We start from the raw sequence: 22,703 nt of genomic DNA on the forward strand, positions 1-22,703 counted from the left end.
GCCGAGGCAGGGGAAAACGATGAATGCGACAGCCCCCATTGAATACTCCGGCTCGCATGCGACGCCGCGGCGGGACGCGGAATTTCTCTTTCCGCTGCCGCACATCCCGGAGGCCGTAGGCCTGGTGCGCCGACGCGTGCACACCGTACTGGCCGGCTGGAATCTGCCTCCCGCCACCATCGAGGACGCGGTCCTGGTGATCTCGGAACTGGTCACCAACGCGGTCACTCATGCGCTCCCTCCGGCCGTGCTCCAGGTGTCGCGGACGGTGGCCGAAGAGCCTCGTGCGCTGCGTATCGAGGTCACCGACGCGGGACCCGCCGGGTCCGTACCCCGGCCCGCCGACGGCCGGTACCCGGCGGAGCACGGTCGTGGGAACGCCATCGTCACCGCCCTGTCCGCCCGGCACGGTACCCGTGTCGACCCCGGCGGAATCACACGGTGGGCGGACCTTGCCGCGGTGTGAGGGCGTTCATCCGGTCGTTGCTATTTAGGCAATCAGGTGTTCTAGAAGTTGCGATTGTGCGAACGATCCGGTGCCTCTAGCGTCATCGCTCAACGAGTCCACGGATGCATCTCTTCCGCTTCGGACACGCCCATCGGCGGTGCCACCCTGCGCGACAGTTCGCCTGCTCGACCCGAGGGAGTAACACTCATGACGACCGCTAGAGAGACAGGTCAGATGAATGTCGAGAAGCCCGTCACCAAGAGCCGCGCGAGGAATGCCGTGCTCGCGGCCACGGCTGGGAACACACTCGAATGGTACGACCTGACCTCGTACGGATTCTTCGCGGTTTCCATCTCCAAGGCATTCTTCCCCTCCGGTGACCCGACGGTGTCCCTGATGCTCGCCTTCGGCACGTTCGGGGTCTCGTATCTGGTCAGGCCATTGGGTGCGCTGATCCTGGGAACGTACGCGGACCGCACCGGCCGGAAGGCCGCGCTGCTGCTCACCATTCGGCTCATGATGATCGGCACTCTGCTGATCGCCGTGATGCCCACCTATGAATCCATCGGTATTGCCGCACCGGTACTGATTCTGGTGGCCCGTCTGCTGCAAGGGTTCTCGGCGGGTGGTGAGTTCGGCAGCGCGACCGCATTTCTGGCCGAACAGTCCGCCGACCGGCGGGGATTCATGGCGAGTTGGCAGTTCGCCTCGCAGGGCCTGGCGACATTGATGGCCGCGACCTTCGGCACCGTCCTCAGTCTGAGCCTCTCCGGAGCGCAGTTGGATTCCTGGGGCTGGCGCATTCCGTTCCTCGTCGGCCTGCTGATCGGCCCGGTGGGTTACCTGATCCGCCGCCATGTCCCGGAGACCACCGCATTCGTCGACACCGCCGAAGCGGGCGAAGTCGCGGCGACCCCGGTCCGCCAGGTACTCCGGAACCAGAAGCTGCCGGTCCTCCTCATGGTCGGCGCGCTGGTGATGTCCACCGCGGTGACCTACGTGATCGTCTACATGCCGACCTACGCACATGAGGTCCTCGGTCTGCCGTCCTCCGCCGGCTTCATCGGGGCAGCGGTGTCCGGCGTGGCACTGACGACCATCACGCCCCTGATCGGTCATCTCTCGGACCGGGTCGGCCGCATCAAGGTGATGCTCATTGCCGGGACCGCGATGATGCTCAGCATCTACCCGCTGTTCCTGCTGCTGTCGGGCAGCCCGTCGCTGCTGGTCATGGGCGTGGTGATGTTCGTTCTCGGCGTCTTGAAGGCCTGCTACTTCGGTGCGCTGCCCGCCTTGATGTCCGAAGCCTTCCCGACCGCCACCCGCGGTACCGGTCTGTCCCTCAGCTACAACATCGGCGTGATGTCCTTCGGCGGCTTCGCACCCGTGGTCATCACCTGGATGATCGCCACCACCGGCAGCCACCTCTCGCCCAGCTTCTACATCATGGTGGCCGGCGCCCTGAGCATCGCCTCCCTGCTGGCCAGCCGCCGCTTCCTCGCCCTGCGCTGACGCACCGGCCGCCCTCCGCACCGCCCGACGAACCCCCCGCCTGACGGGCGCCACGCCCGACAGCGCCCAGGAAAGAACGAGGTCAACGATGACGGACGCTTCCACGATCCGCGCCGAACTTCCCGCCACGCCGCGCGAACTCGTAGAGCGGCGCAAGGACGAACTCATCGCGGGACTGATGGAGTACGTCAGCCAGCCCAGTGTGAGCGCGACCGGCGAGGGGTTCCCCGCCGCGACCGATGTCGCCGTCGAAGAGGTCAAGCGGGCCGGCCTGACCCCGTCGGTGCTCACCGGCAAGGGCCGGCCGCTGGTGGTCGGCCACCGTGCGGGGCCGGCGGGAGCGCCGCACGTCCTGCTCTACGGCCACTACGACGTCCAGCCGACCGGGCCCCGCGAGATGTGGGACTCCGAACCCTTCACACCCGTCCTGCGGGACGGGCGGATCTGGGGGCGCGGCACCGGTGACAACAAGGGGCAGCACTATGCGCACCTGCAGGCGCTGCGGCTGTTCGACGAGCACATCGGCGCGCTCCCCTGCACCGTCACGGTGCTGCTCGACGGTGAGGAGGAGATCGGCAGCCCCACACTGGCGGACACCCTGCGCGCGCACCGGGAGCTGTTCGACTGCGATCTCGTGGTCTGGAGCGACCGTTCGGTGCATGAGTCCGGTGAGTGGTGTGTCTCGCACGGAGTCCGCGGCATGCTCCAGCTCCGGATCGGCGCCACCGGTCCGAGCCGCCCGCTGCACTCCGGCAACTTCGGCAATGTCGCGCCCAACCCGGCCTGGCAGCTGGTCCAGGCGCTGGCCAGTCTCAAGGACCCCAGCGGCCGGGTCCTCGTCAAGGGCTTCGACGACGGCCGGGAACCGCTGTCCGACGCCGACCGCGCCGCGTTCGCCGCCCTCCCGCTCGACCTGCAAGAAGTCCTCGGCGAAATCGGACTCACCGAGATGGACCCCGCGTTCAACGGGCTGTCCTTCTACGAGCGGCTGGCCGACCGTCCCACGCTCACGATCAACGGGATCACCACGGGGGATGTGGACCGGACCATCATCCCCGACACCGCGGAGGCGGGCGTCGACATCCGGCTGACGGCGGGCCAGGACCCGCAGACCATCTTCGAGCGGGTGGCCGAACATCTGCGGGCCCATGCCCCCGAGGTGACGGTCACCATGGTCGGTGGCGTGCCCGCGTCCCGGACCTCGATCGACAACCCCCATACGCCCAAGGTGGCGCGTGCCATCTCCCGGGTGACCGGCCGTGACCCGCTGCTGATCCCCGCATACGGCGGCACGCTTCCCGACTGGATCTTCACCGGGATCCTCGGCGTGCCCAGCATCGGCCTGCCGCTGGCCAACGCCGACCAGGCCAACCACGCGCCCAACGAGAACCTGCGCGTCGACTACTTCCTCGACGCCACTGCCATCTGCATGGAGCTCCTGCTCGAACTGGGCGTCTGACGTCCGGCCGCTCGGCGAAACCCACTGGAACAGAGGCGTGACACCGCAATGCGCAACACACCCCACCCCCAGCCCTGGCTCGTCCACGAGGGTGCCCTCACCGGCCTGAAGGTCCTCGATCTGTCCCGCATCCTGTCCGGGCCGTTCTGCACCATGATGCTGGCCGACCTGGGCGCCGATGTGATCAAGGTCGAGGACACCGTCTCCGGCGATGACACCCGCGCCTGGGGTCCCCCCTTCCAGGGCGAGGACGCGGCGTACTTCCACAGCGTCAACCGCAACAAGCGCGGTATCGCGGTCGACCTCAAGGACCCCGACTGCCTGCGCCTGATACAGGAGCTGGCCACCACGGCCGATGTGATCGTGGAGAACTTCCGGCCCGGCACCGCGGCCCGTCTCGGCCTCGGCTACCAGGACGTCCGCGAACGCAATCCCGCCGTGGTGTACGCCTCGATCAGCGGGTACGGGCAGACCGGGCCGTACCGGAACGAGCCGGGTTACGACGCGATCGCGCAGGCGGTCAGCGGCGTCATGAGCGTGACCGGCGAACCCACCGGGCCGCCGGTGCGCTTCGGGGTGTCCCCGGCCGACCTGGCCGCCGGGATGTGGGCCGCCATCGGTGTCCTCGCCGCCCTCCGCAACCGTGAGCACACCGGCACCGGCGAGTGGGTCGATGTCTCGCTGCTGGACGGCCAGGTGGCCTGGCTGAGTTATGTCGCCGGCGGATACTTCGCCTCCGGTAACGTCCCGCAGCGGTACGGCTCGGCCCATCCGACGATCGTGCCCTACCAGGCGTTCCCCACCGCCGACGGTCACCTCATGGTCGCCGCAGGAAACGACGGGCTGTGGCGCCGCTTCGCCACCGCGATCGGGCTCGCCGACCTCGCCGACGACCCGCGGTTCGCGACCAACCCCGACCGGGTCCGCCACCGTGCGGAGCTGCTCCCGCTCATCGAGCGGGCGCTGAGTGCCCGCGGCGCCAAGGAGTGGGCCGTGCTCCTGACCGAGGCGGAGATACCGGTCGGGCCGATCAACACCGTCGACGAGGCCCTGCGGCACCCCCAGGTCGTCGCGCGCGGCATGGTCGCCGACATCGAGCACTCCGACGCCGGCACCCTGCGCACCATCGCCTCGCCCATCAAGCTGACCGACTACCCGGCGACCGTGCGCACCCCGCCGCCCCGGCACGGGGAGCACACCGCACCCGTGCTGACCGCGATGGGGGTCGACCCGCGGCAACTGGCCGATCTGCGCGCGCGAAAGGCCGCGAAGTGACCTCCGTACCCGCCCCCGACCTCACCATCGCGACGTTCCGGTCCGGGGCGGTCGCCGAGATCCGGATCGGTGACGGCAGCCGGCGCAACGCCCTCCCCGGTGAGGCCTGGGCGCGGCTGGCCCGCCAGGTCAGGGAACTGGGGGCCTGCCGATCGTTGCGGGTGCTGGTGATCAGCGGGCACGGCGACACGTTCTGCGCCGGCTCCGACATGACCGACTGGGTGGATGCGGACTCCGCCTACGTCGAGGAGTCCTTCGCACGCATGGAAGAGGCGTTCACCGCGATCGAGGAGTGCCCCGTGCCGGTGGTCGCCGAGATCCGCGGGGTCGCCGCCGGTGCGGGGTGCCAGCTCGCCCTCGCCTGCGACCTGCGGCTGATGGCGGATTCCGCCCGGATCGGCATGCCGATCGCCCGGCTCGGCATCCTCGCCAGCCCCGCCTTCGCCGCACGCATGGTCGCCCTGGCCGGACCGTCCGTGGCACGGGAGTTGCTCTACACCGGCCGGCTGGTCGACGCCCGCACGGCGGTGGCGCTCGGACTGGCCGACCACCAGGTGCCCGAGGCGCAACTCACCGACCGCACCGGCCGGCTCACCGCCGCGGTCGCCGCGCAGCCGCCGGCGGCGATCCACGCCGCGAAGCTGGCGGTCGGCGCGGTGCTGGGACCGCAGCGGACGGCCGCCGCCGTCAATCCACGGCCGGCGGTGGCACGGTCGCACTTCGGCCAGGCGATCGCCGCGTTCCTCGGGCAGCAGCCGGCGGCAGCCGCACCGGATCCGCCCATCGCGCGCTGACCAGGGATGACGTGGGGCGGGTGCGAGGTGATGACCTCGGGCCCGCCCCACGCGCTGTTGTTCGCCGTGGGGGTGCTGTGTATCGTCGGCAGTGACTTGAAGTTTCAAGTAATTGTTCGCGGCCTCGCGGGGCCGGTCCCCGACATGCGAAAGGGCGGCTCCTGATGACGTCCCCCCTCGGCACTCTCGCGTCCGCCCGCCTCGGTACCCCGGCACGCCAGGCGCCCTCTCTGCACGGCTACGATGCCGGGCTTCTCCTGCTGCGACTCGCGCTCGGACTGACCATGGCGGCCCACGGCGCCCAGAAGCTGTTCGGCTGGTTCGGCGGACCGGGGCTGGACGGGACCGCGCAGTTCTTCACGATGAGCGGCTATCCGGCGGGCAGGACGATGGCCGTGGTCGCCGGGCTGAGCGAGACGCTCGGCGGGCTCGGGCTGGCGGCCGGGCTGCTCACACCGCTGGCCGGTGCGGCGGTCGTCGGCACGATGATCAATGCCCTTGCCGTGAAGTGGGGCGGCGGCTTCTTCGCCCCCAAGGGGGTGGAGTACGAGCTGCTGCTGACCGCGGGTGCGGCGGCCCTGGCGCTGACCGGGCCCGGCCGCTGCGCCCTCGACCGCTTCCTGCCCGGTCTGCGCACACCTCGGCCGGTCCACGGCGTGGTCGCGCTGCTGCTGGGTGTGGTGCTGGCCGGCGGGGTGCTGCTGGTCCGGAAGTGACCTCCGGGGCGAGCCCCCGGAGGCGGCCGCCTCGCCCAGGGCGCATCGAAGGATGCCGCGAACGGGACTTCTGCCGGCCGGATACCGGCCGGCAGGCCCTGGGCAGGGCGGGGTGTGCGAGGTAGAGCAGGAGTAGGGGAGGGCGGCACCACGGCGGTGTCGCGCCGGGAGATCGGAGAACAGGCTCCATGTCCGTACGACGTCTGAACCACGCGGTGCTCAACGTCCGCGATGTGGCGCGGTCGGTGGCGTTCTACACCGAGGCCCTCGGGCTGACGGTGGATGTCGAGATACCGGGGCGGGCCGCGTTCCTCAGCGCTCCCGGCTCACTCAACGATCACGATCTGGGGCTGTTCGCGGTGGCGCCGGACGCGCCGGGGCCCGGGGCCGGGCGGGTCGGGCTGTACCACCTGGCCTGGGAGGTCGGCACGCTCGGCGAACTCGTCGCGGCCCGGACGCGGCTCACCGGACGAGGCGCCCTGGTGGGATCCAGCGATCACCTCGTCGCCAAGTCGCTGTACGCCAAGGACCCGGACGGCAATGAGTTCGAGGTGATGTGGCGGGTCCCGCGGGAGGACTGGCCGGGCCCGGACCGGCCGGACCGGCTGCTGCCCCTCGACCTGACGGCGGCGCTGGAGCGCTGGGGACCGGACCGGGAGACGGGCGCCGCCGCCGGCTCGGCCACCTGAAGGGGACCGCGGCCGGAGCAGCCACCTGAGGGGCGCGGCCGGAGCAGCCACCTGAGGGGTGTGGCCGGAGCGGCCACCGAGGGGGAGTGGTCGGCTCGGCCGCCTGAGGGGCGTGGCTGGAGCAGCCACCGAGGGGGCGCGGCCGGCTCGGCCGCCTGAGGGAGCGGCCCTTCCCCGGCGGAACAGGACGTGGAGTGGTGCGTGCGGGATCCAGCGGCGCCCGGGCGGCGCGAGAGGTGCGGAGTTTCCGCTGCCCTGAGGGGGAGCGGTCCGTGGCGGGTCAGTAGTCCAGGGACGAGAGGAAGGCGTGCAGCTCCTGGTCGAAGAGCGGGGTGTTCTCCAGGTTGACCATATGGGCCGCACCCGGTATCCGGACTCTTCGGGCGCCCGGGACGGTCAGGGCTATCGCATGGGCGTTGGCGGAGATGTCTCTGCTGTCGAGGTCGCCGTCGAACACGACCGTCGGCACCCGGATCTCGCCGAGGCGGTCGGCGGCGCCGACCTCAAGGGGCATTCCGGCACCCATGCCCTCGGCATGGACCTCCACATTGGCCGCGGCCGAGGCGCGCATCCGTTCGCGGAATCCCGGGTGCACCGCGGACGGCTCGCGGTGGGGCCCGTCCACCCACATCCGCAGGAAGTGCTCGACATACCGCTCCGCGCCATCCGGTGCGCCGATCGCCGCCACCTGCTCCTTGATGTGCTCCAGTACAAAGGGGTCGGTGAAGGCCCGTCCGCTGATCCCGGGGGCGGCGAGCGCGAGGGCCATCACCCGGTCCGGGTGGGTGAGGGCGGTGTCGAGCGCGACCCGTGCGCCGTGGGAAAGGCCGACGAGGACGGCGCCGGGGACCTCGAGTGCGTCAAGCAGGGCACACAGATCGTCGTGGTTGGCGTAGTCCCCGGTCACGGTGGAGGACAGGCCATGGCCGCGGGAGTCGTAACGGATCGCGCGCAGGCCGGAGTTGACCAGCCAGGTGAACTGCTCGTCCCACATGTGCTGGTCGAGCATGCCGCCGTGCAGCAGCACCACCGCGGGGCCCGAGCCGGCCGTCTCGTAGAACAGCTCGCCGTCGTCGATCGGCACGATTCCGTTGTCGATCTCGGACCAGGCGGTGATTCTCTGCGTCATTCTCCTGACCGTCCTTTGTGCGTGAGAGGGGCTGTGGCGGGTCTGATGTCGTGACCTTCGGGATTGCCGTTACTGCCCTTACTGCCGTTACTGCCTTCACTGCCACGACTGTCCCGACTGCCCTGACTGTCGGTTTCCTCCCGTTGAACGCGCGAGCCGTTCGCCAGGTGCCGGAATTCCTCGCCGAGTCGGTCCAGTACGTGCAGCGCGGTGCGGACGTCCTCGGCGGGCAGGTCGGCCAGCCGCTGCCGCAACTCCGTCGCCTCGAACTGCTGGATCCCGCGTATCGCCGCCGTGCCTTCGGCGGTGAGTCGGATCAGGGACGAGCGGCGGTGGGCGGGATTCGGGGCCGTCACGACCAGGCCCAGTTCCGCGGCGTGGTTCACCCAGCGCTGGACCGGCTGGCGGTCGAGCCCCATCGAACGCGCCAACTGCGGGACGGTGCGGGGGCCTTCGGTGCGCAGGGCGTCCAGCAGTGCGTGTTCGCCGGCGGTCAGGCCCGTGTCCGCCAGCTCGCGTTCCACCGCGCGCACGACCGTGCGGTGCAGTGGCCACAGGCGCCGGATGACGTCGTACAGCAGATCTTCGGTGGCCGCCGGGTCTCCGGCGCCGTCCCCGGCGGTTGGTCCGCCGGCATCCCCCTCAATGACACTCATGATGTCATGATGACAGCGGTGATGTCGTTTGGGAAGGGGCCCGCCGCGGAATGGAGTTGAGGAGACGGACGGGTGTGCTGAGGTTCATGTGGCCGGTGAGCCCGGTGAGCCCGGTGAGTCCAATGAGGCCGGTGGGCGAGGAAGGGTGAATGGCGGATGAAGGTCGGTCTGTTGCGTGCGGTCGGGGTCGCCACGGCGGTCTACGGGGTGGCGGTGGCCGCGGTGCCCGATCTGCTGGCACGGCCCTCGGGCCTGGTCGATGAGGAGGGGCGGACCGAGTGGGCAACGCGAACCTCGCTGCGTCCGCTGGCCTGGCGGGATGCGGTGAGCGGGCTGGCCATGGCGATGGCTCCGGAGGGCCCGGCGCTGCGCACCGCCGCGTATGTGCGGATCGCGGCCGACTTCGGGGACGCCGTCCTGCTCGGTGCGACACTGCCCGGCCGCGACCGGAAGCTGGCCGCGGTGGCGGTGTCCGTGGGGTGGGGCGCGCTGTCGGTGGCCGGGCTGCTCGCCGGCCGGCGGCCGGAGATTATGCGCCGGCCGGTGGCGGGGCCTCTTCGGGGGTGAACGTGACGACGAGGTCGGCGCGGTCGCGAGTGGCCGCCACGACACGGGCGTTGGCCTCGTCCGAGGCGTGGACGAACCGCTCGGCGTCGGCGCGCGGGCGCCCGAAGCGCTTATGGCGGTCGACCAGCCGCCGGATCCGCTCCGGGGTGTCCAGGTCGACGTACCAGACCTCGTCGAGCAGTGCGCGGACCCGCGCCCAGGGGGCGGAGTCGAGGAGGAGGTAATTGCCCTCGGTCACGATGAGCGGGATGTGGGGCGCCACGGGGATGCTGCCGGCCACCGGCTCCTCGATGCGGCGGTCGAACGCCGGGGCGTAGACGGCGCTGCCCGGCTCCGGTGTGCGCAGACGCGCCAGCAGCGCCGCATATCCGGCCGGATCGAAGGTGTCCGGCGCGCCCTTGCGGTCCGTACGGCCGAGGCGGCGCAACTCCGCCTCGGCGAGATGGAAGCCGTCCATCGGGACGAGCGCCGCCTGTCCGGCCAGCTCCGCCACGAGGTGGGCGGCGAGGGTGGACTTGCCGGCGCCGGGCGGGCCGGTGATGCCGAGCAGCCGGCGCCGGGCGGGAGTCGCGGAATCGGCGAGCCGACGGGCGCGGGAGAAGAGGTGCCGGGGATCCATGGTGCGTCCATCGTGCCCGATCGGCGGCACAGCGGCCGGATGCGCCCCCGTTCGGATGCGCCCCCGTTCGGTGACCCGAGGCCGGTGGCCCGAGGCCGGGGCGGCCGCCTTCATGACGACCCGGTCGGGCCGGCTTCGCGCAGGTCCTCCAGGAACTCCGGCATTTCCCCAGCCGGGCGGCGCTGATCGCCGCCGTGGGGGAGCAACACCAGGCGGAGATCGTGGAGTTCGGGCACAGTCGCTGCCAGCCGAGCGCGGCGGCCGCCGACGGGCCGGCCGCCTGTATCGCGCACATCGGCGAGGTGCTCCCCTAGAGGGTGCGGCCGCAGGTGAGGTGACTGATCGGGCGGCGCTCAACGGGCGCCGGACGCGGTCCGGTCAGCGAGGCCCAGGCGCCACAAGGAGGTGACCTCGGCCGCGCGGGCCACATGGAGCGGGTCCGAGGTGTCACGGGCGCGCGGATGGCGCGGGGTGATGTCGAGTCGGTCCAGGACCGTGAGACCGGCCGCGGCGACGGCGTCGAGGAGTGCGGCGTGTGGACGCAGTCCGAGGTGTTCCGCCAGGTCGGAGAGGATCAGCCAGCCCTCGCCGTCCGGCGTCAGATGGTCTGCGAGGCCGTTCAGGAAGCCGTACAGCATGCGGTTGCCCGGGTCGTACACCGCGTGCTCCACCGGGGAGGTCGGTTTTGCGGGCACCCATGGGGGGTTGCAGACGACCAGCGGGGCGCGGCCGGCCGGGAACAGATCGGCCTCGATGACCTCCACCTGCCCGGCGACGCCCAGTCGTCCGGTGTTCTCGCGGGCACAGGCCAGCGCACGCGGATCCTGGTCGGTGGCCACGACCCTGCGCACTCCGCGACGGGCGAGCACCGCGGCCAGGACGCCGGTGCCGGTGCCGATGTCGAACGCCAGCTCCTCGGTGGGCAGCGGTGCCTCGGCCACCAGGTCGACGTACTCGCCGCGGGCCGGGGAGAAGACGCCGTAGTGCGGGTGGATGCGGTCGCCGCCGAGCGCCGGGATCTCGACACCCTTCTTGCGCCATTCGTTGGCGCCGATCAGGGCGAGCAGCTCACGCAGCGAGACGAGCATGGTGGTCGGGTCCGAGCCGTCCGTGGCGCCGGGCGCCTCCCCGCGGACCGTCTCGCCGGGGCCGTACGCCCGGGTGCAGGCCTCGCGGACGTCGGGGGCGCGGTGCAGTGGGACGGCGAGGGTCGCGTCGAGGGGGACCAGCAGCATGCCCAGGATGCGGGCACGGTGATTCTGCGCGGCCCGGTGCACATGGAACGCCTGGCTAGCGTCGGCGGGCGGCGTCTTGCGGGGGCGGCGGTCGATACGGCGGGCCATCGCCGTCAGCAGCTGACGGGCGTTGTGGAAGTCGCCGCGCCACAGCAGCGCGGTGCCCTCGCAGGCGAGCTTGTAGGCGTCGTCGGCCTTGGTCCGGTCGTCCGCGATGACGATGCGGCGCGGGGGCGGGGCGCCGTTCTCGGAGCGCCAACGGGCGGAGCGGGGCTGGTCGGCCTCGGTCCATTCGACGACCGGCGGGTGGTTCACCGCAGTGTGCCTCTGTGTGTGGTGGGGGCCCTCCCATGGGTGCCGCCCTTGGGAGCGGCGCTGGTCCGGCGCCGGGGGAGCGGTGAGGCGCTCGCAGGAGACGGTGGGCGGGGTGGGTGTGACGGTTGACTTTACTCCGTATTGGGACGGCCCTCGGCCCGCACCGGGGCGGGACGGGTCGGAGCGGCCGGGGCGGGCCGCCACAGAGGCCTCCCGCCGATGGTGCCGAGGGGGAGGCGGCACCGTCCCGTAGCGCCCCCGCCGGGCGCCGCGGGCCGAGGCGGGCAGCGCCGGGCCGAGGTCAGCCGATGCCGAAGGATTCGGCGTAGCGCACCGTGCCGCGCGGGGGTGTGGAGCCGTCCAGGGACAGCGCCAGGAAGGCCTCGTCCGGCCAGGGCTGCGGCGGCAGAATGCCGAACCGGGCGGCCGGGACGAACCCGAAGCGCGGGTAATACGGCGGATGGCCGAGCACGATCGCGGTCCGCTCGCCGGCCACCCGCGCCGCCTCCAGGAGCGCCCGGATCACCGCATCGCCCGCACCGCACTTCTGGTACCCGGGCAGCACCGCGCACGGCGCGAGCGCCACGGCGGGGACCTCGTCGACATGACAGCGGGTCAGCAGCGCATGCGCGGCCGGGGTGCCGTCCGGCGCGTCGGCCACGTAGGACAGGCCCGGGAGCCAGGCCGACGGGTCGCCGCGCAGCGCGTCGACGAGATCGGCCTCCTCGGCCGTCTCGAAGGCGGCGAGGTTGATCCGGCGGACGGCTGCGGTGTCCGCGGGGGTCTCGGGGCGGGGGTGCCAGGGGCCGGGGGGCACGGCCGGGTCCCCGGAGTCACTGTCGCCGGACTCGTGCGAGCCGTGGGATGCGTGGACGCCGCTCATGCCCGTCATCGTCGCACCTGGCTCGGACAATCGGCCAAGGGATTTCCGCTCCGCCGCCGTCAACAGGCCGTCGAGAACAGGCCGCTGTCGACAGGCCGCCGTCAACAGGCCGTCGGCGGGCGTCCGTCGGCCGACGGACGTCCCCGGCCGGTCAGTGTGCGGTGTGGCGGTCCGGGCGGCGCATCAGGAAGGCGGCGGCCGATCCGGCGGCGAAGAGGGCGACCACGGAGAGGGCCGTACCCATCCAGGAGGTGCCGAGCCAGTGTCCGCCGAAGTAGCCGAGGCTCACGCTGTAGGCGGCCCAGGCGAAACCGGCCAGTGCGGACCACGGGAGGAACTCGCGGACCGTACGGTGCGCGACACCGGCGCCCAGGCTGACCACGGAGCGTCCGGCAGGGGCGAAGCGGGCCAGGACGACGATGCCGCCGCCGCCTCGTGTGAGCGCCGTACCGAGTCGCTCCTGTGCCGTGGTCAGCCGGCGGGAGCGGCCGATGGCGCGGTCGAAGCGGTCGCCGCCCCGCCGGGCGAGCCGGTAGGCGACCATGTCCCCGAGCACGGAGGCGGTGGCCGCACACAGCACCAGGGACAAGATTTCGGCCACGTGGGCACCGGTGTGGACAGTGGCGGCGACCTCGACGCCGCCGACCGCGTCCGCCGCCGGGCCGGTACCGGCCGCCGTCGTGGCCGCGGCGATCACCAGGACCCCGCTGGGAAGAATCGGGACGAACACATCGAGAACGATCGAGAGACTGACGATCACATACACCCAAGGGGTGCCGCCGAGGGACCCCAGGCTTTCCAACAACGTCCTACTCCCGGTCCGAACCCCGCCGCGACGTCGCTCGGTGCGGCAGGGGCGGCGCTACAGCCATACAGCGTACGCCTGGCCGCTGTGGCCGAAAGGGTGGGGGTGCGATGCGAGGGGGGAAGCGGCATTACGTACGGGACACCCGGCATACGCGGTATGCCCGGTGCACCGGGAATGGCCGGTGCCGGTCGCCGTCCGGCGTGTCCGTCGTCCGGCGTGTCCGTCGCCCGTGGACGCGGCACGGCCCGTACGGCGGAGATGCCGTACGGGCCGTGAGGGGGCGGGGCCGGGATGTTCCGGTGCCCGCCGGGAAGTGGTGCGTCAGGCGGCGGAGGGCTCCCGCTGAGCGGTCGGGGCCGCCTCCTGGCCGCGGTCACCGAAGAAGACCCGGTCGAGTGCCCACGAGCCGGGGCCGGTGAAGAAGAGCAGCAGGAATGCCCAGCAGTACATCGCGGAGGCCTCGCCACCGTTCTGTATCGGCCACAGCGCCGAGCCCTGGTGCGCGGAGAAGTACGCGTACGCCATCGAGCCGGAGCTGATGAACGCGGCGGCGCGGGTGCCCAGGCCGAGCATCACCAGAAGACCGCCGGCCAGCTGGATCACGGCGGCGTACCAGCCCGGCCAGCTGCCGGTGGGGACGGTGCCGCCCTGCCCCATGGCGCCGCCGAGGACGCCGAAGAGCGAGGACGCGCCGTGGCAGGCGAAGAGCAGGCCGATGACGATGCGGAAGAGCGCGAGCGCGTGTGGGGTGGATCTCTGTGTGAACGAAGTGAGCGGTGTGGCCATGTGGGGACTCCTACGGTTTCTGGGGACGAGGTAACCGTGAAGGGCACAGGTTAGGGACACCTAATCAGTACTTGCAAGTTCAACCTCTGGCCATATGGGACCTTTGGCCGGAAGCGGCCACACCTGCCGCCGAAACCACACCGGTCGCCGAGGCCGTGCCCGCACCCACGCCGTCGCCGCCCCCTCCCTCGGCCGCCGCCCGCAGCGCCGCCCGCGCCACCGCATCCGTATCGGCCAAGGTGACCGACCCCACCCCGGGACGCGCCCCGGCCGCCGTCACCCAGTGCACCCCCTCCGTCGGCACCCCGACCGCGAACCGCCGCGGATGGCGCCTCCCGCCGGCCTCGATGAGGTGGTACGGGCTCGCCGTCACATCGAGCCCGCCCGTTTCGTAGCCGTCCACGGTGTGCGGCCGGCCGCCGCCCTCGGCCAGCAGCCGGGCCAGCAGCGGGTCCGCGGTCCGCCGGACATCCGGCTCCGGCAGCCGCGCCTCGATCAGTGCCGCCGCCGTCACCGCTGAGCCCGGCACATCCGGCGAGTGTGCCGTGAAACCGGGCTCGCGGCCGTCGGCGGAGCCGAGCCGGACGGTCATCCGGGGACCGACCACCTCCAGCACCCCGGCCTCGATCAGTGCCGTCATCTCCTCGATCCGGCGCCGCGGCGGCCCGATGGACAGAAAGGCGTTCAGCGGGGTGTACCAGCGGTCCAGATGGTCGCGGCGGGACGCACCGGCCAGCCCGCCGTGGTCGACGATCTGCCGCAGCTCGTTGCGCAGATCCCGCAGCACGTCCAGGGCCGCCTTGACCGGACCGGACACATTGTCCTGGCGGGCGTGTGCGACGTCCTCCCGCAGATGGTCCAGCAGCCACTCCCGGAAGGCGCCGCGGCCGGCGAACGACCGCTCCGCGTGCGGCCGGGACACCCGGTTCCAGTCCCAGCGCTCGGCCGGTGCGATCCCGAACGCGTCCAGGGCGGCGGCCTCTTCCGGGCTGCGGTGCGCGCTGCCCAGGAAGCGCTGCCGGAAGCCCTCCTGGAAGAGGAGGCCCGGCGCACCGCCCGCACCCCGCCGCGCCAGCAGCGCCTCGTAGTAGACCGTCTCCACCTCCTTGGCCACCAGGGGCCAGACCCCCGCCAGGAAGTCGGGCAGCTCACCGGAGTCCACGCGCTTGCGGAAGGCCGCTATCACGTCCGGTGTGAGCAGCATCGGCAGATGACGGCCGTGCGCGCCCTTCGCGTTGTCGCCGCGCGCGTGGTACGGGATGCCGCGCCGGGAGCCCGCGTACAGCCGGGGTTCGCGGCCGGACGGCAGATAGGTCAGCGCCCCGTCGGCGCCCCGGACGAACCGGCCGCCCCGGGCCGTCGTCAGCAGCGCCATGTGATCGAAGAAGTTGAGGCCGAGACCGCGCAGCAGTACGGGACGGCCCGGCGCCAGCGTCTCCAGGGCGGCGGAGAGATCGGCGGGATTGGCGGGCGGCAGATAGCGCAGCCCGTGCCCGGCGGCGTAGTCGGCCAGGCGCCGCTGCTCCGCGTCCGCGACGGTCGGCAGATGACCCTGGGCGAGGACCACCGCCCCCAGGCCGTGCAGCGTCCGGCCGTCGTCGAGGGTGAGGGACTGCGAGCCGTCGGGGGCCTCGGCCAGCCGCACCGCGCAGGCCGGGTGCGTCACGACCGTCACCTCTTCGGGAGCCGTACGCACCGTGTGGCGGAAGACCCACTCCAGATAGCGGCCGTACAGCGCACGCCCCGGATAGTCGTCCGGGCCGACCTCGCACCCCTCCCAGGCATACAGGCTCGGCCCGGTGCGTATCGGGCCGGCGCACTCGACGCTGTCGTCGGTGAACAGGGTGACCTGCGAGGCCACGGTGTTCATCAGGAGCTCGGGCGGCTGGGCGGTGCGCCACACCTGGCCGGCGCCGGGCGGGGCGGGATCGATGACATGGACGGTCAGCCGGGAGCCCGGGGCCAGTTCGGTGGCCGACGCACAGATCCGCTCCAGCACGCTCGTCCCGCGCGGCCCGGCGCCGACGAGGGCGATGGCGGGCCGGGGGCGGTGGTCGGCGATGTGGTCGGCGGCCAAGAGGAGCTCTCCCTGGGGCGGCGGACGGCCGGCCCGTGCGGGCGCGGCCGCCCGGGAAGCGGGCGACGAGCAGACGTGCGCCCCATCATCACCGCCCGACCCCGTGGCGGAGCACCCGGGTGGGCAAAAAAATGCGGTGGATTCGCAGGTCGGACGCCTGGCCTCCGGCGCCCCGCCGACGGCTCACGGACGCCGGATCGCCCGCATCATCCGGACTTCGGCCGTTCGGTGCCCGCTGCCGGATCGCCCGCACCACCGCTTTCCCCGCCAACGCGCGCATCGGCCAACGCAGCACGCCAGACCGTGACGAGCCGGACGTTCCCCTGCTTCTCCCGGCGGGTCTGGTCCAGGGCGAGCCGCGCCGCACGGCCCGCCAGCGTCAGCGTCATCAGCTGATTGCCGAACCACGGGCCGCCCGTGCGCCGCCACTTCACCGCCGGCCGGGGCAGCCGCCCGTGCCGGGCCAGCAGCTTGCCCAGCCAGCGGCCGGACCGGCTCCAGCCGAAGCGGAAACCGGCCTGCAGCGAGCCGGGAATGCTGTTGTGGACGGGGGAGCAGGTCAGCTGCAGTACCCGGCTCGTGGGGTGCGGACCGGCGCCGCGCCAGTGCGGCTCCGCCACATACGCATGGTGCACGTCCCCGGACAGCACACAGACCGTCGCCGGGGCGTGCGGGCCGGAGCCGGCCTCGGCGATCAGCTCGGTGAGGGCGGTGAACGATCCGGGGAAGGCCGCCCAGTGCTCCAAGTCGGCGCGCTGGCGCAGGAACTCGCTTCTGCGGGCCCAGCGGGGGCCGCGTTCTCCGGCGCACAGGGCGGCGTTCCAGCCCTCCCCGGCATGGATGAGGTGCGGCAGCAGCCAGGGCAGTGAACTGCCGAGCAGCAGATGGTCGTAGCTGCCGCGCCCGTCCAGCACCGCCTGCCGCAGCCATTCGGCCTCGGTCTTGTCGAGCATCGCGCGGCTGCCCTCGTCCAGGACACGGGTGGCCCGGGTATCGATCATGACCAGCCGTACCCGGCCGAAGTCGCGGCGGTAGCTCCAGCGTGCGTGGGCCGCATAGGCGTCCGCACCGGCCGCGAACTCCCGCACCAGCTCCGTTGCGTCCGGCACCGACCGCACGCGTGCGTACAGCTCGTCGGCGGCCAGCTCCGCGGGCGAGAGATTGCCCAGATGCTGGTGCACCCAGTACGACATCAGGCCGCCGAGTATCCGCTCGCGCCACCACGGGGTCGCGCGCATCCGGGTCAGCCAGGATGCCGAGGTGTTCCAATCATCAATTACATCGTGATCATCGAAGATCATGCAGCTGGGGACCGTGGACAGCAGCCAGCGCACCTCCGGGTCGAGCCAGGACTCGTAGTAGAGGTAGGTGTATTCCTCGTAGTCGGCGACCTGTTTCCAGGGCGGCTCGGTGAGGTCGCGGCGCCCGGCCAGCACCTGCGCGGTCGCCTCCGAGGTCTGGTCGGCGTAGACCTGGTCGCCCAGCAGGAGCAGCACGTCGGGGCGCTGCCGTCCGGAACCGGCGGCCAGTGTGGCGGCGAGGGTGTCCAGGGCGTCCGGGCCGACCGGGTCGTGCGCCGCCTTCGAGGGCGTCGCGGACCAGCGGCAGGAGCCGAAGGCGAAGTGCAGGGGCTCCTGTGCGGAGGCGGGGAGCGTACGGATCGTGCTCGCGGGGAAGCGGCTGTCGGGCAGCGGCCAGACCTGGTGCTCGTCGTCCAGCAGGACCCGGTAGGGCGTCTCGCTGCCGGGCGTCAGACCGGTCACCGGGACCAGCGCGTAGTGGTGCCCGGCGACCTGCCAGGTGTGCTGTGCGCCGGCCGCGCCGTCGTCGCAGCGGACGTGCACCACGCACGGCCGGTCGGTCTCCACCCATACCGTCGCGCTGTCCGCGTCGACATACCGCAGCAGCGGCCCCAAGCGCAGTCCGGCCATCGGGTGCCTCCCCTCGTCGTGGTCAGAGGATAAGAGCACAACCGGCGCGGTGGGTGACCGGGACGGCGGCGCGCCCGCCGGCCGGTGATTTTCCGGCCGACGGGCGCGCGGGATCGGCACCCCTGAGGAGCGGGCGCAGGATCGGTCCCCCTGAGGAGCGGGGGTCAGCAGCCGTCCAGGATCTTCTTCAGCGCGGCCTTCTCGGCGGAGTCCGCGGTCATGCCGTACTCATGCTTCACCCACACCCACATCCGGGCGTACTCGCAGTGGTACGACTTCTTCGGCGGCAGCCACTTCGCCGGGTCCTGGTCACCCTTCTCCTGGTTGAGGTTGTCGGTGACAGCGATCAGCTGGGAGTGGGTGAGGTCGTTGGCCAGGTCCTTGCGGCGCTCGGTGGTCCACTGCGCGGCGCCCGACTTCCAGGCCTCGGACAGCGGTACGACATGGTCGATGTCGAGGTCGGCCGGGTCGGTCCAGGTCGCGTCGTCGTAGGCGGAGACCCACTTGCCGCTGGTCGCCTTGCAGCTGCTGTCCTGCTGTACGTCCGTGCCGTCACGCTTGAGCACCGCTTCGCGGGTGTTGCAGTTCTTGCCCTGGTCGATCCAGTGCGGGAACTTGTCGCGGCTGTAGCCGTCCTGCGGACCCTCGGCCTGTTCCTTGATGTCGGCGAGGTACGTCCGTGCGGTGCCGGCGTCCGGCGGGCTGGGCGGTGCCGCCTGGGCGGACTGGCAGCTGAGCGCCAGTGTGCAGACCAGGGCCGCGGCCGAACCCGCGGCAAGCGAAACGCGACGCGCGTAGACCTTTTTCATCGAAACTCCCGGAATGTGGGGGGAAGTTGACGTGCGGTGCGCGCCCATGGTGTCGATGTGGGGTTTCCATGGGGTGGGCACCAGGTAACAGGGTGACGACATGCCCACGTCAGTTCAAGGGCTGACAGGACGCCATAAATGCACAACGGCGCTCCGGTTGTGTCGCTCCGGCGTGTGCGCCCCTATGGCGCCCCTACAGTGGGCGCGTGCTGCTGCCGGTCAACACCACTCTCGGGATCGTCCTCGGCGTCCTGCTGATCGCCGCCGTGGCCATCGCCGCACTGGCCCGCCTCGGCCACGCCCGGGCCATCGCCGTCGCCGGACTGCGCGCCGCCGCCCAACTGGCCGCCGTCTCCTACCTCATCGGCTGGGTGGTGCACGCCCTTCCCCGGCTGATGGGCTTCCTCGTGCTGATGTTCGCGGTGGCGGTACGGACCGCCGGCCGCCGGATCACCTGCAACCGCAGCTGGTGGTGGGCCGCCGCGCCGATCGCCGTCAGCGTCGTCCCGGTCGTCGGTCTGCTGCTGCTCACCGGTCTGGTGCCGCCGCGCGGACTCGTGCTCATCCCCGTCACCGGCATCCTGATCGGCGGCGCGCTGACCGCCACCGTCCTGGGCGGGCGGCGGGCGCTGGACGAGCTGGAGACCCGGCACGGCGAGTTCGAGGCGGGCCTCGCGCTGGGGCTGCTCGACCGTGACGCACGGATGGAGGTCGCCCGCCCGGCCGCGTCGGACGCCCTGCTGCCGGGGCTCGATCAGACCCGGACCGTGGGGTTGGTCACACTCCCCGGCGCGTTCGTCGGCATGCTGCTGGGCGGGGCCTCACCCGTACAGGCCGGTGCGGTGCAGCTGTTCGTGCTGGTGGCCCTGCTGGCGGTGCAGGCGACCGCCTGTGCGGTGGTGCTGGAGCTGGTCGCGCGCGGAAGGCTGCACCGCGTACCCTTGACGGCAGCAGAAGGGGAGTAGCTCTCTGCCGGACCGTCGACATACTGCCCGCCCGTTGCCCGACCACCACCCCTGGTGGAGCGCGTTCCGCGCTGTGACGACGTGGCGAGCCGGCGCCCGGAGCGCGGTACGCAGCAGTGCCGCGCCAGCGAGACCTTCGGCCGCAGTGTTTGACGCTGCCGTGCCGAAGCGACCCCTTTCCCGGGCCCCTTTGGTGCGGCCCGACCGATCGAGGTATCCACCCCGTGTTCAGCTTCACCGTCGCCGCCGTCGTCTTCGGCGTCGTCTTCCTTGCCGAACTGCCCGACAAGACCGCCCTCGCCGGTCTGATGCTCGGCACCCGCTACCGCGCCTCGTATGTCTTCGCCGGTGTCGCCGCCGCCTTCCTGGTGCATGTCGCCCTCGCCATCGCCGCGGGCAGCGTGCTGACCCTGCTCCCGCACCGCCTGGTGCAGGGCGTGGTCGGTGTCCTCTTCCTTGCGGGCGCCGCCGTGCTGCTGTTCAGGAAGGGGGACGACGAGGAAGAGGTGAAGAAGCCCGCCGACCAGAGCTTCTGGAAGGTCTCCGGGGCGGGCTTCATGATGATCCTGGTCGCCGAGTTCGGCGATCTGACCCAGATCATGACCGCCAACCTCGCGGCCCGTTACGACGACCCGCTCTCGGTCGGCGTCGGCGCCGTCCTGGCGCTGTGGGCCGTGGCCGGCCTGGGCATCCTGGGCGGCCGCACGCTGATGAAGTATGTGCCGCTCAAGCTCATCACCAAGGTCGCGGCGGGCGTGATGCTGCTGCTCGCGGGCTTCAGCCTGTACGAGGCGATCGCGGGCTGAGGACGGGCGCGGGGCGGGTCGTCGCCGGGGCCCGCCCCTCGGGGGAGCCCGGAGCCGCTCTCAGGCCGTGACGTGCACCGCGATCATGCCGTCCGCCAGCGCCTCGACACGGACCCGGGTGAGGTCGGGCACCTGCACGGTGGGTGCGAACGCGGCGGCGCGGTCGCCGATGCCGACCACCCGCATCCCGGCGGCCCGGCCCGCCTCGATGCCCGCCTCGGAGTCCTCGAACACCAGGCAGTCCTCGGGGGCGAAGCCCAGCTCGGCGGCGCCCTTGAGGAAGCCCTCCGGGTCGGGCTTGCTGGCGCTCACGCTCTCCGCCGTGATCCGCACGGCCGGCACGGCCAGTCCGGCCGCGCCCATCCGGGCGTCGGAGAGCGGGATGTCGGCGGAGGTCACCAAGGCGTGCGGGAGGGCGGCGAGGGAGGCCATGAACGCGGGGGCGCCGGGGACCGGCACCACACCGTCCAATTCGGCGGTCTCCTGAGCCAGCATCCGGCGGTTGTCCGCCAGGTTGAGCTCCATCGGGCGGTCCGGGAGCAGCGCGGCCATGGTGGCCCAGCCCTGCCGGCCGTGGACGACCTGGAGCACCTCGTCCGCGTCCAGCCCCTGCTCGGCCGCCCAGCGGCGCCAGCAGCGCTCGACGACGGCCTCGGAGTTCACGATCGTGCTGTCCATGTCCAGCAGCAGGGCGCGGGCGGTGAGCGTGGTGGTGGCCGTCATCGGCGGGCTCCTGGGCGCTACGGGCATACGGAGGGTGCGGATCGCGCACATGCAGAAGGAACAGAGCGGTCCCGCCCGCCGGTCAGGGAGTGCGGGCGGAACCACTTTGTTCCTTCACGATACAAAACGCAGCCGCTGCCGACAACCAGGCTGGTCAGCGCCTCGCGCACCAGGCCGGTGAGCGCCCCGCGCACCGGGGCTACGGCTCATGCGTCCGGGACTCCAGGGACGCCCGGGTCGGTGCGCCGTAGACGCCGTCCGGATCGCCCGCCACCCCGTAGGCCCGCTGGTAGCGCGATACGGCGTCCCGTACGTCCGCGTCGTAGCGGCCGTCGTCCGGCCCGGGATACCCCGCCAGCTGCCGCAGCCGCCCCTGCAGCTCCACCACTTCCGGGCCGCCGGCCCCCTCGCGCAGCACGATCGGTCCCGTGGGCGGGGCGCTGGGGCCATGGGTGGCGGGGGAGTCCGAGACGCTGCCGGAGGCCCGGGTGGGGGCGGGGGGATGCGGGGCCGGGGTCCGGTGGGCCCGCGCGGTGGCCTCGGGGGCGGTCGCGTCCGGCGACGGGGAGCGGGTCGCGGTGGGGGAGGCCGCCCTGCTCGGTGCGGGGGCGGATGCGCCGCCGGTCGGGAGGGCGGCGCTGGGAGAGGCGGCGCCGCGGCCGGGCGCCGTAGCCCGGGTCTGGGTGCCGCCGGAGAGCGCATCGGTACCGATCAGCACGGCCGTGGCGGCCACCGCGGCACCGGCGGTCAGCAGGACGGCGGGCAGGACGCGCTTGCGGCGCAGTGAGGGGGAGCTTCCGGTGGCCGACGCAGTGGCCGACGCGGTGGCCGGCTGCACCGTTGGCGCCTCCGTCGGTCTCTCCGTTGGCTCCTCCCACGCGTGGAACGTCCGGGAGGCCGGGGCGGGGCGGCGCCGCATCCGGGGCGCCAGGGGGTCGGCGGGCCCGGCGGACGACGGGCCCGCCGGGCCCGGAGCGAGGGGTGGGTCGGTGGCGGACGACGGGCCGCCGGCGCGGTGCACCGCCGCGTCCACCCCGGGTAAGTCGTCGAGCGGGTCGCCCCGGCCGAGGCCCGTGCCGCCCGCCCCGCCGTCGTCCCCGGCGCCCCCGCCGCCCGCCTCCCCGTGCTCGTCCTCGTCCCCGCCCTCGTCTTCGTCGGGCAGTGACACGTACGGCCGAATGCGCAGCGGATCAAAGTCGTCCGCCTCGACCGCCGCGCACAGGCAGGCCGGCCGGCCGCCGCCGCGTACGGGGGCGCAGCAGTACGGACAGGTCTGTGCCGTCACGGGTGTTCCCCTCCCTGGAGGCATCGAACCGGCAGCGATTATCCAGACGCCCCACCGGTCCGCGCAGGCGCTCGACGACATCCGCCCGGCATCCCCCGGGTGTTCCCCGGGCGACCCCCGATTCCGGGCACCACTCGGCGGGCCATATCCGGCGGAACCGCCCAGGATGGAAGAAGCCCGAAGGAGGGGCACAACGGGAAGGGCGGCCGGCGGTGG

Annotated in this window: 22 protein-coding genes; 10 read left to right on the forward strand and 12 right to left on the reverse strand. The window is 72.3% G+C overall.

The window, feature by feature from the left end:
• Nucleotides 1–19 precede the first annotated feature (19 nt).
• The 7 genes from AB0C46_RS21220 (at nucleotide 20) to AB0C46_RS21250 (ending at nucleotide 6,893) form a co-directional block, all read left to right on the forward strand.
• Entirely contained in the window at nucleotides 20–466 is a 447-nt protein-coding gene (locus AB0C46_RS21220) for an ATP-binding protein (protein WP_362829482.1), read from the forward strand.
• Nucleotides 467–655: 189 nt separating this feature from the next.
• Nucleotides 656–1,960 (forward strand): MFS transporter, encoded by a 1,305-nt coding sequence (locus tag AB0C46_RS21225; RefSeq protein WP_362829483.1) that lies wholly within the window; start codon nucleotides 656–658, stop codon nucleotides 1,958–1,960.
• A gap of 88 nt (nucleotides 1,961–2,048) precedes the next feature.
• Entirely contained in the window at nucleotides 2,049–3,419 is a 1,371-nt protein-coding gene (locus AB0C46_RS21230; protein WP_362829484.1) for a M20/M25/M40 family metallo-hydrolase, read from the forward strand.
• 48 nt (nucleotides 3,420–3,467) lie between these two features.
• Nucleotides 3,468–4,694: a CoA transferase gene (locus AB0C46_RS21235; protein WP_362829485.1), complete on the forward strand. Its 1,227-nt coding sequence runs from the start codon at nucleotides 3,468–3,470 to the stop codon at nucleotides 4,692–4,694.
• Nucleotides 4,691–5,488: an enoyl-CoA hydratase/isomerase family protein gene (locus AB0C46_RS21240; RefSeq protein WP_362829487.1), complete on the forward strand. Its 798-nt coding sequence runs from the start codon at nucleotides 4,691–4,693 to the stop codon at nucleotides 5,486–5,488. Before AB0C46_RS21235 ends, AB0C46_RS21240 begins: the two co-directional genes overlap by 4 nt.
• A gap of 164 nt (nucleotides 5,489–5,652) precedes the next feature.
• A complete protein-coding gene (locus AB0C46_RS21245) occupies nucleotides 5,653–6,204 on the forward strand; it encodes a DoxX family protein (protein WP_362829488.1) in 552 nt (183 codons plus the stop codon).
• A 188-nt stretch (nucleotides 6,205–6,392) separates the two neighbouring features.
• Nucleotides 6,393–6,893: a VOC family protein gene (locus tag AB0C46_RS21250; protein ID WP_362829490.1), complete on the forward strand. Its 501-nt coding sequence runs from the start codon at nucleotides 6,393–6,395 to the stop codon at nucleotides 6,891–6,893.
• A 280-nt stretch (nucleotides 6,894–7,173) separates the two neighbouring features.
• On the opposite strand, the gene AB0C46_RS21255 is transcribed toward AB0C46_RS21250, so the two are convergent.
• The gene (locus AB0C46_RS21255) at nucleotides 7,174–8,022 is read right to left on the reverse strand and encodes an alpha/beta hydrolase (protein ID WP_362829491.1); all 849 of its coding nucleotides are present in this window, start codon (nucleotides 8,020–8,022) and stop codon (nucleotides 7,174–7,176) included.
• Complete coding sequence (locus AB0C46_RS21260; protein ID WP_362829493.1) at nucleotides 8,019–8,678, reverse strand: MarR family transcriptional regulator; 660 nt, start codon at nucleotides 8,676–8,678, stop codon at nucleotides 8,019–8,021. The genes AB0C46_RS21255 and AB0C46_RS21260 overlap by 4 nt, the downstream gene beginning before the upstream one ends.
• A 156-nt stretch (nucleotides 8,679–8,834) precedes the next feature.
• Here AB0C46_RS21260 and AB0C46_RS21265 point away from each other — a divergent pair, with 156 nt between their 5' ends.
• A complete protein-coding gene (locus AB0C46_RS21265; RefSeq protein ID WP_362829494.1) occupies nucleotides 8,835–9,245 on the forward strand; it encodes a hypothetical protein in 411 nt (136 codons plus the stop codon).
• Here the strand turns inward: AB0C46_RS21265 and AB0C46_RS21270 are convergent.
• The 8 genes from AB0C46_RS21270 to AB0C46_RS21305 all read right to left on the reverse strand — a co-directional run bounded on the left by AB0C46_RS21270 (nucleotide 9,208) and on the right by AB0C46_RS21305 (nucleotide 18,708).
• Nucleotides 9,208–9,864 carry a nucleoside/nucleotide kinase family protein gene (locus AB0C46_RS21270; RefSeq protein ID WP_362829495.1) on the reverse strand — a complete coding sequence of 219 codons (657 nt, stop codon included), beginning with the start codon at nucleotides 9,862–9,864 and terminating at the stop codon, nucleotides 9,208–9,210. The genes AB0C46_RS21265 and AB0C46_RS21270 overlap by 38 nt on opposite strands.
• A 353-nt stretch (nucleotides 9,865–10,217) precedes the next feature.
• Nucleotides 10,218–11,414, reverse strand: a complete 1,197-nt coding sequence (locus AB0C46_RS21275) for a class I SAM-dependent methyltransferase (protein ID WP_362829496.1) — start codon at nucleotides 11,412–11,414, stop codon at nucleotides 10,218–10,220.
• Between the two features lie 301 nt (nucleotides 11,415–11,715).
• The gene (locus tag AB0C46_RS21280; RefSeq protein WP_362829497.1) at nucleotides 11,716–12,297 is read right to left on the reverse strand and encodes an N-acetyltransferase; all 582 of its coding nucleotides are present in this window, start codon (nucleotides 12,295–12,297) and stop codon (nucleotides 11,716–11,718) included.
• Between the two features lie 151 nt (nucleotides 12,298–12,448).
• A complete protein-coding gene (locus tag AB0C46_RS21285) occupies nucleotides 12,449–13,102 on the reverse strand; it encodes a VTT domain-containing protein (protein ID WP_362829498.1) in 654 nt (217 codons plus the stop codon).
• 324 nt (nucleotides 13,103–13,426) lie between these two features.
• Nucleotides 13,427–13,891 carry a DoxX family protein gene (locus AB0C46_RS21290; RefSeq protein WP_362829499.1) on the reverse strand — a complete coding sequence of 155 codons (465 nt, stop codon included), beginning with the start codon at nucleotides 13,889–13,891 and terminating at the stop codon, nucleotides 13,427–13,429.
• A 79-nt stretch (nucleotides 13,892–13,970) separates the two neighbouring features.
• A complete protein-coding gene (locus AB0C46_RS21295; protein WP_362829500.1) occupies nucleotides 13,971–15,968 on the reverse strand; it encodes an FAD/NAD(P)-binding protein in 1,998 nt (665 codons plus the stop codon).
• A gap of 206 nt (nucleotides 15,969–16,174) precedes the next feature.
• Complete coding sequence (locus AB0C46_RS21300) at nucleotides 16,175–17,899, reverse strand: alkaline phosphatase D family protein (protein ID WP_362829501.1); 1,725 nt, start codon at nucleotides 17,897–17,899, stop codon at nucleotides 16,175–16,177.
• Nucleotides 17,900–18,063: 164 nt separating this feature from the next.
• A complete protein-coding gene (locus tag AB0C46_RS21305; protein ID WP_362829502.1) occupies nucleotides 18,064–18,708 on the reverse strand; it encodes an HNH endonuclease family protein in 645 nt (214 codons plus the stop codon).
• Between the two features lie 206 nt (nucleotides 18,709–18,914).
• On the opposite strand from AB0C46_RS21305, the gene AB0C46_RS21310 reads away from it, so the two are divergent.
• Both AB0C46_RS21310 and AB0C46_RS21315 read left to right on the forward strand, forming a co-directional pair.
• Nucleotides 18,915–19,673: an ABC transporter permease gene (locus AB0C46_RS21310; RefSeq protein ID WP_362829503.1), complete on the forward strand. Its 759-nt coding sequence runs from the start codon at nucleotides 18,915–18,917 to the stop codon at nucleotides 19,671–19,673.
• Between the two features lie 224 nt (nucleotides 19,674–19,897).
• Complete coding sequence (locus tag AB0C46_RS21315; RefSeq protein WP_362829504.1) at nucleotides 19,898–20,479, forward strand: TMEM165/GDT1 family protein; 582 nt, start codon at nucleotides 19,898–19,900, stop codon at nucleotides 20,477–20,479.
• 60 nt (nucleotides 20,480–20,539) lie between these two features.
• Here the strand turns inward: AB0C46_RS21315 and AB0C46_RS21320 are convergent, their stop codons facing one another.
• Both AB0C46_RS21320 and AB0C46_RS21325 read right to left on the reverse strand, forming a co-directional pair.
• Nucleotides 20,540–21,202, reverse strand: coding sequence for an HAD-IA family hydrolase (locus tag AB0C46_RS21320; RefSeq protein WP_362829505.1), 663 nt, complete (start codon nucleotides 21,200–21,202; stop codon nucleotides 20,540–20,542).
• A gap of 199 nt (nucleotides 21,203–21,401) precedes the next feature.
• Nucleotides 21,402–22,487: a peptidoglycan-binding domain-containing protein gene (locus tag AB0C46_RS21325; protein WP_362829506.1), complete on the reverse strand. Its 1,086-nt coding sequence runs from the start codon at nucleotides 22,485–22,487 to the stop codon at nucleotides 21,402–21,404.
• Between the last annotated feature and the right edge of the window lie 216 nt (nucleotides 22,488–22,703).

Source organism: Streptomyces sp. NPDC048637, assembly GCF_040650675.1.
GTDB lineage: Bacteria > Actinomycetota > Actinomycetes > Streptomycetales > Streptomycetaceae > Streptomyces.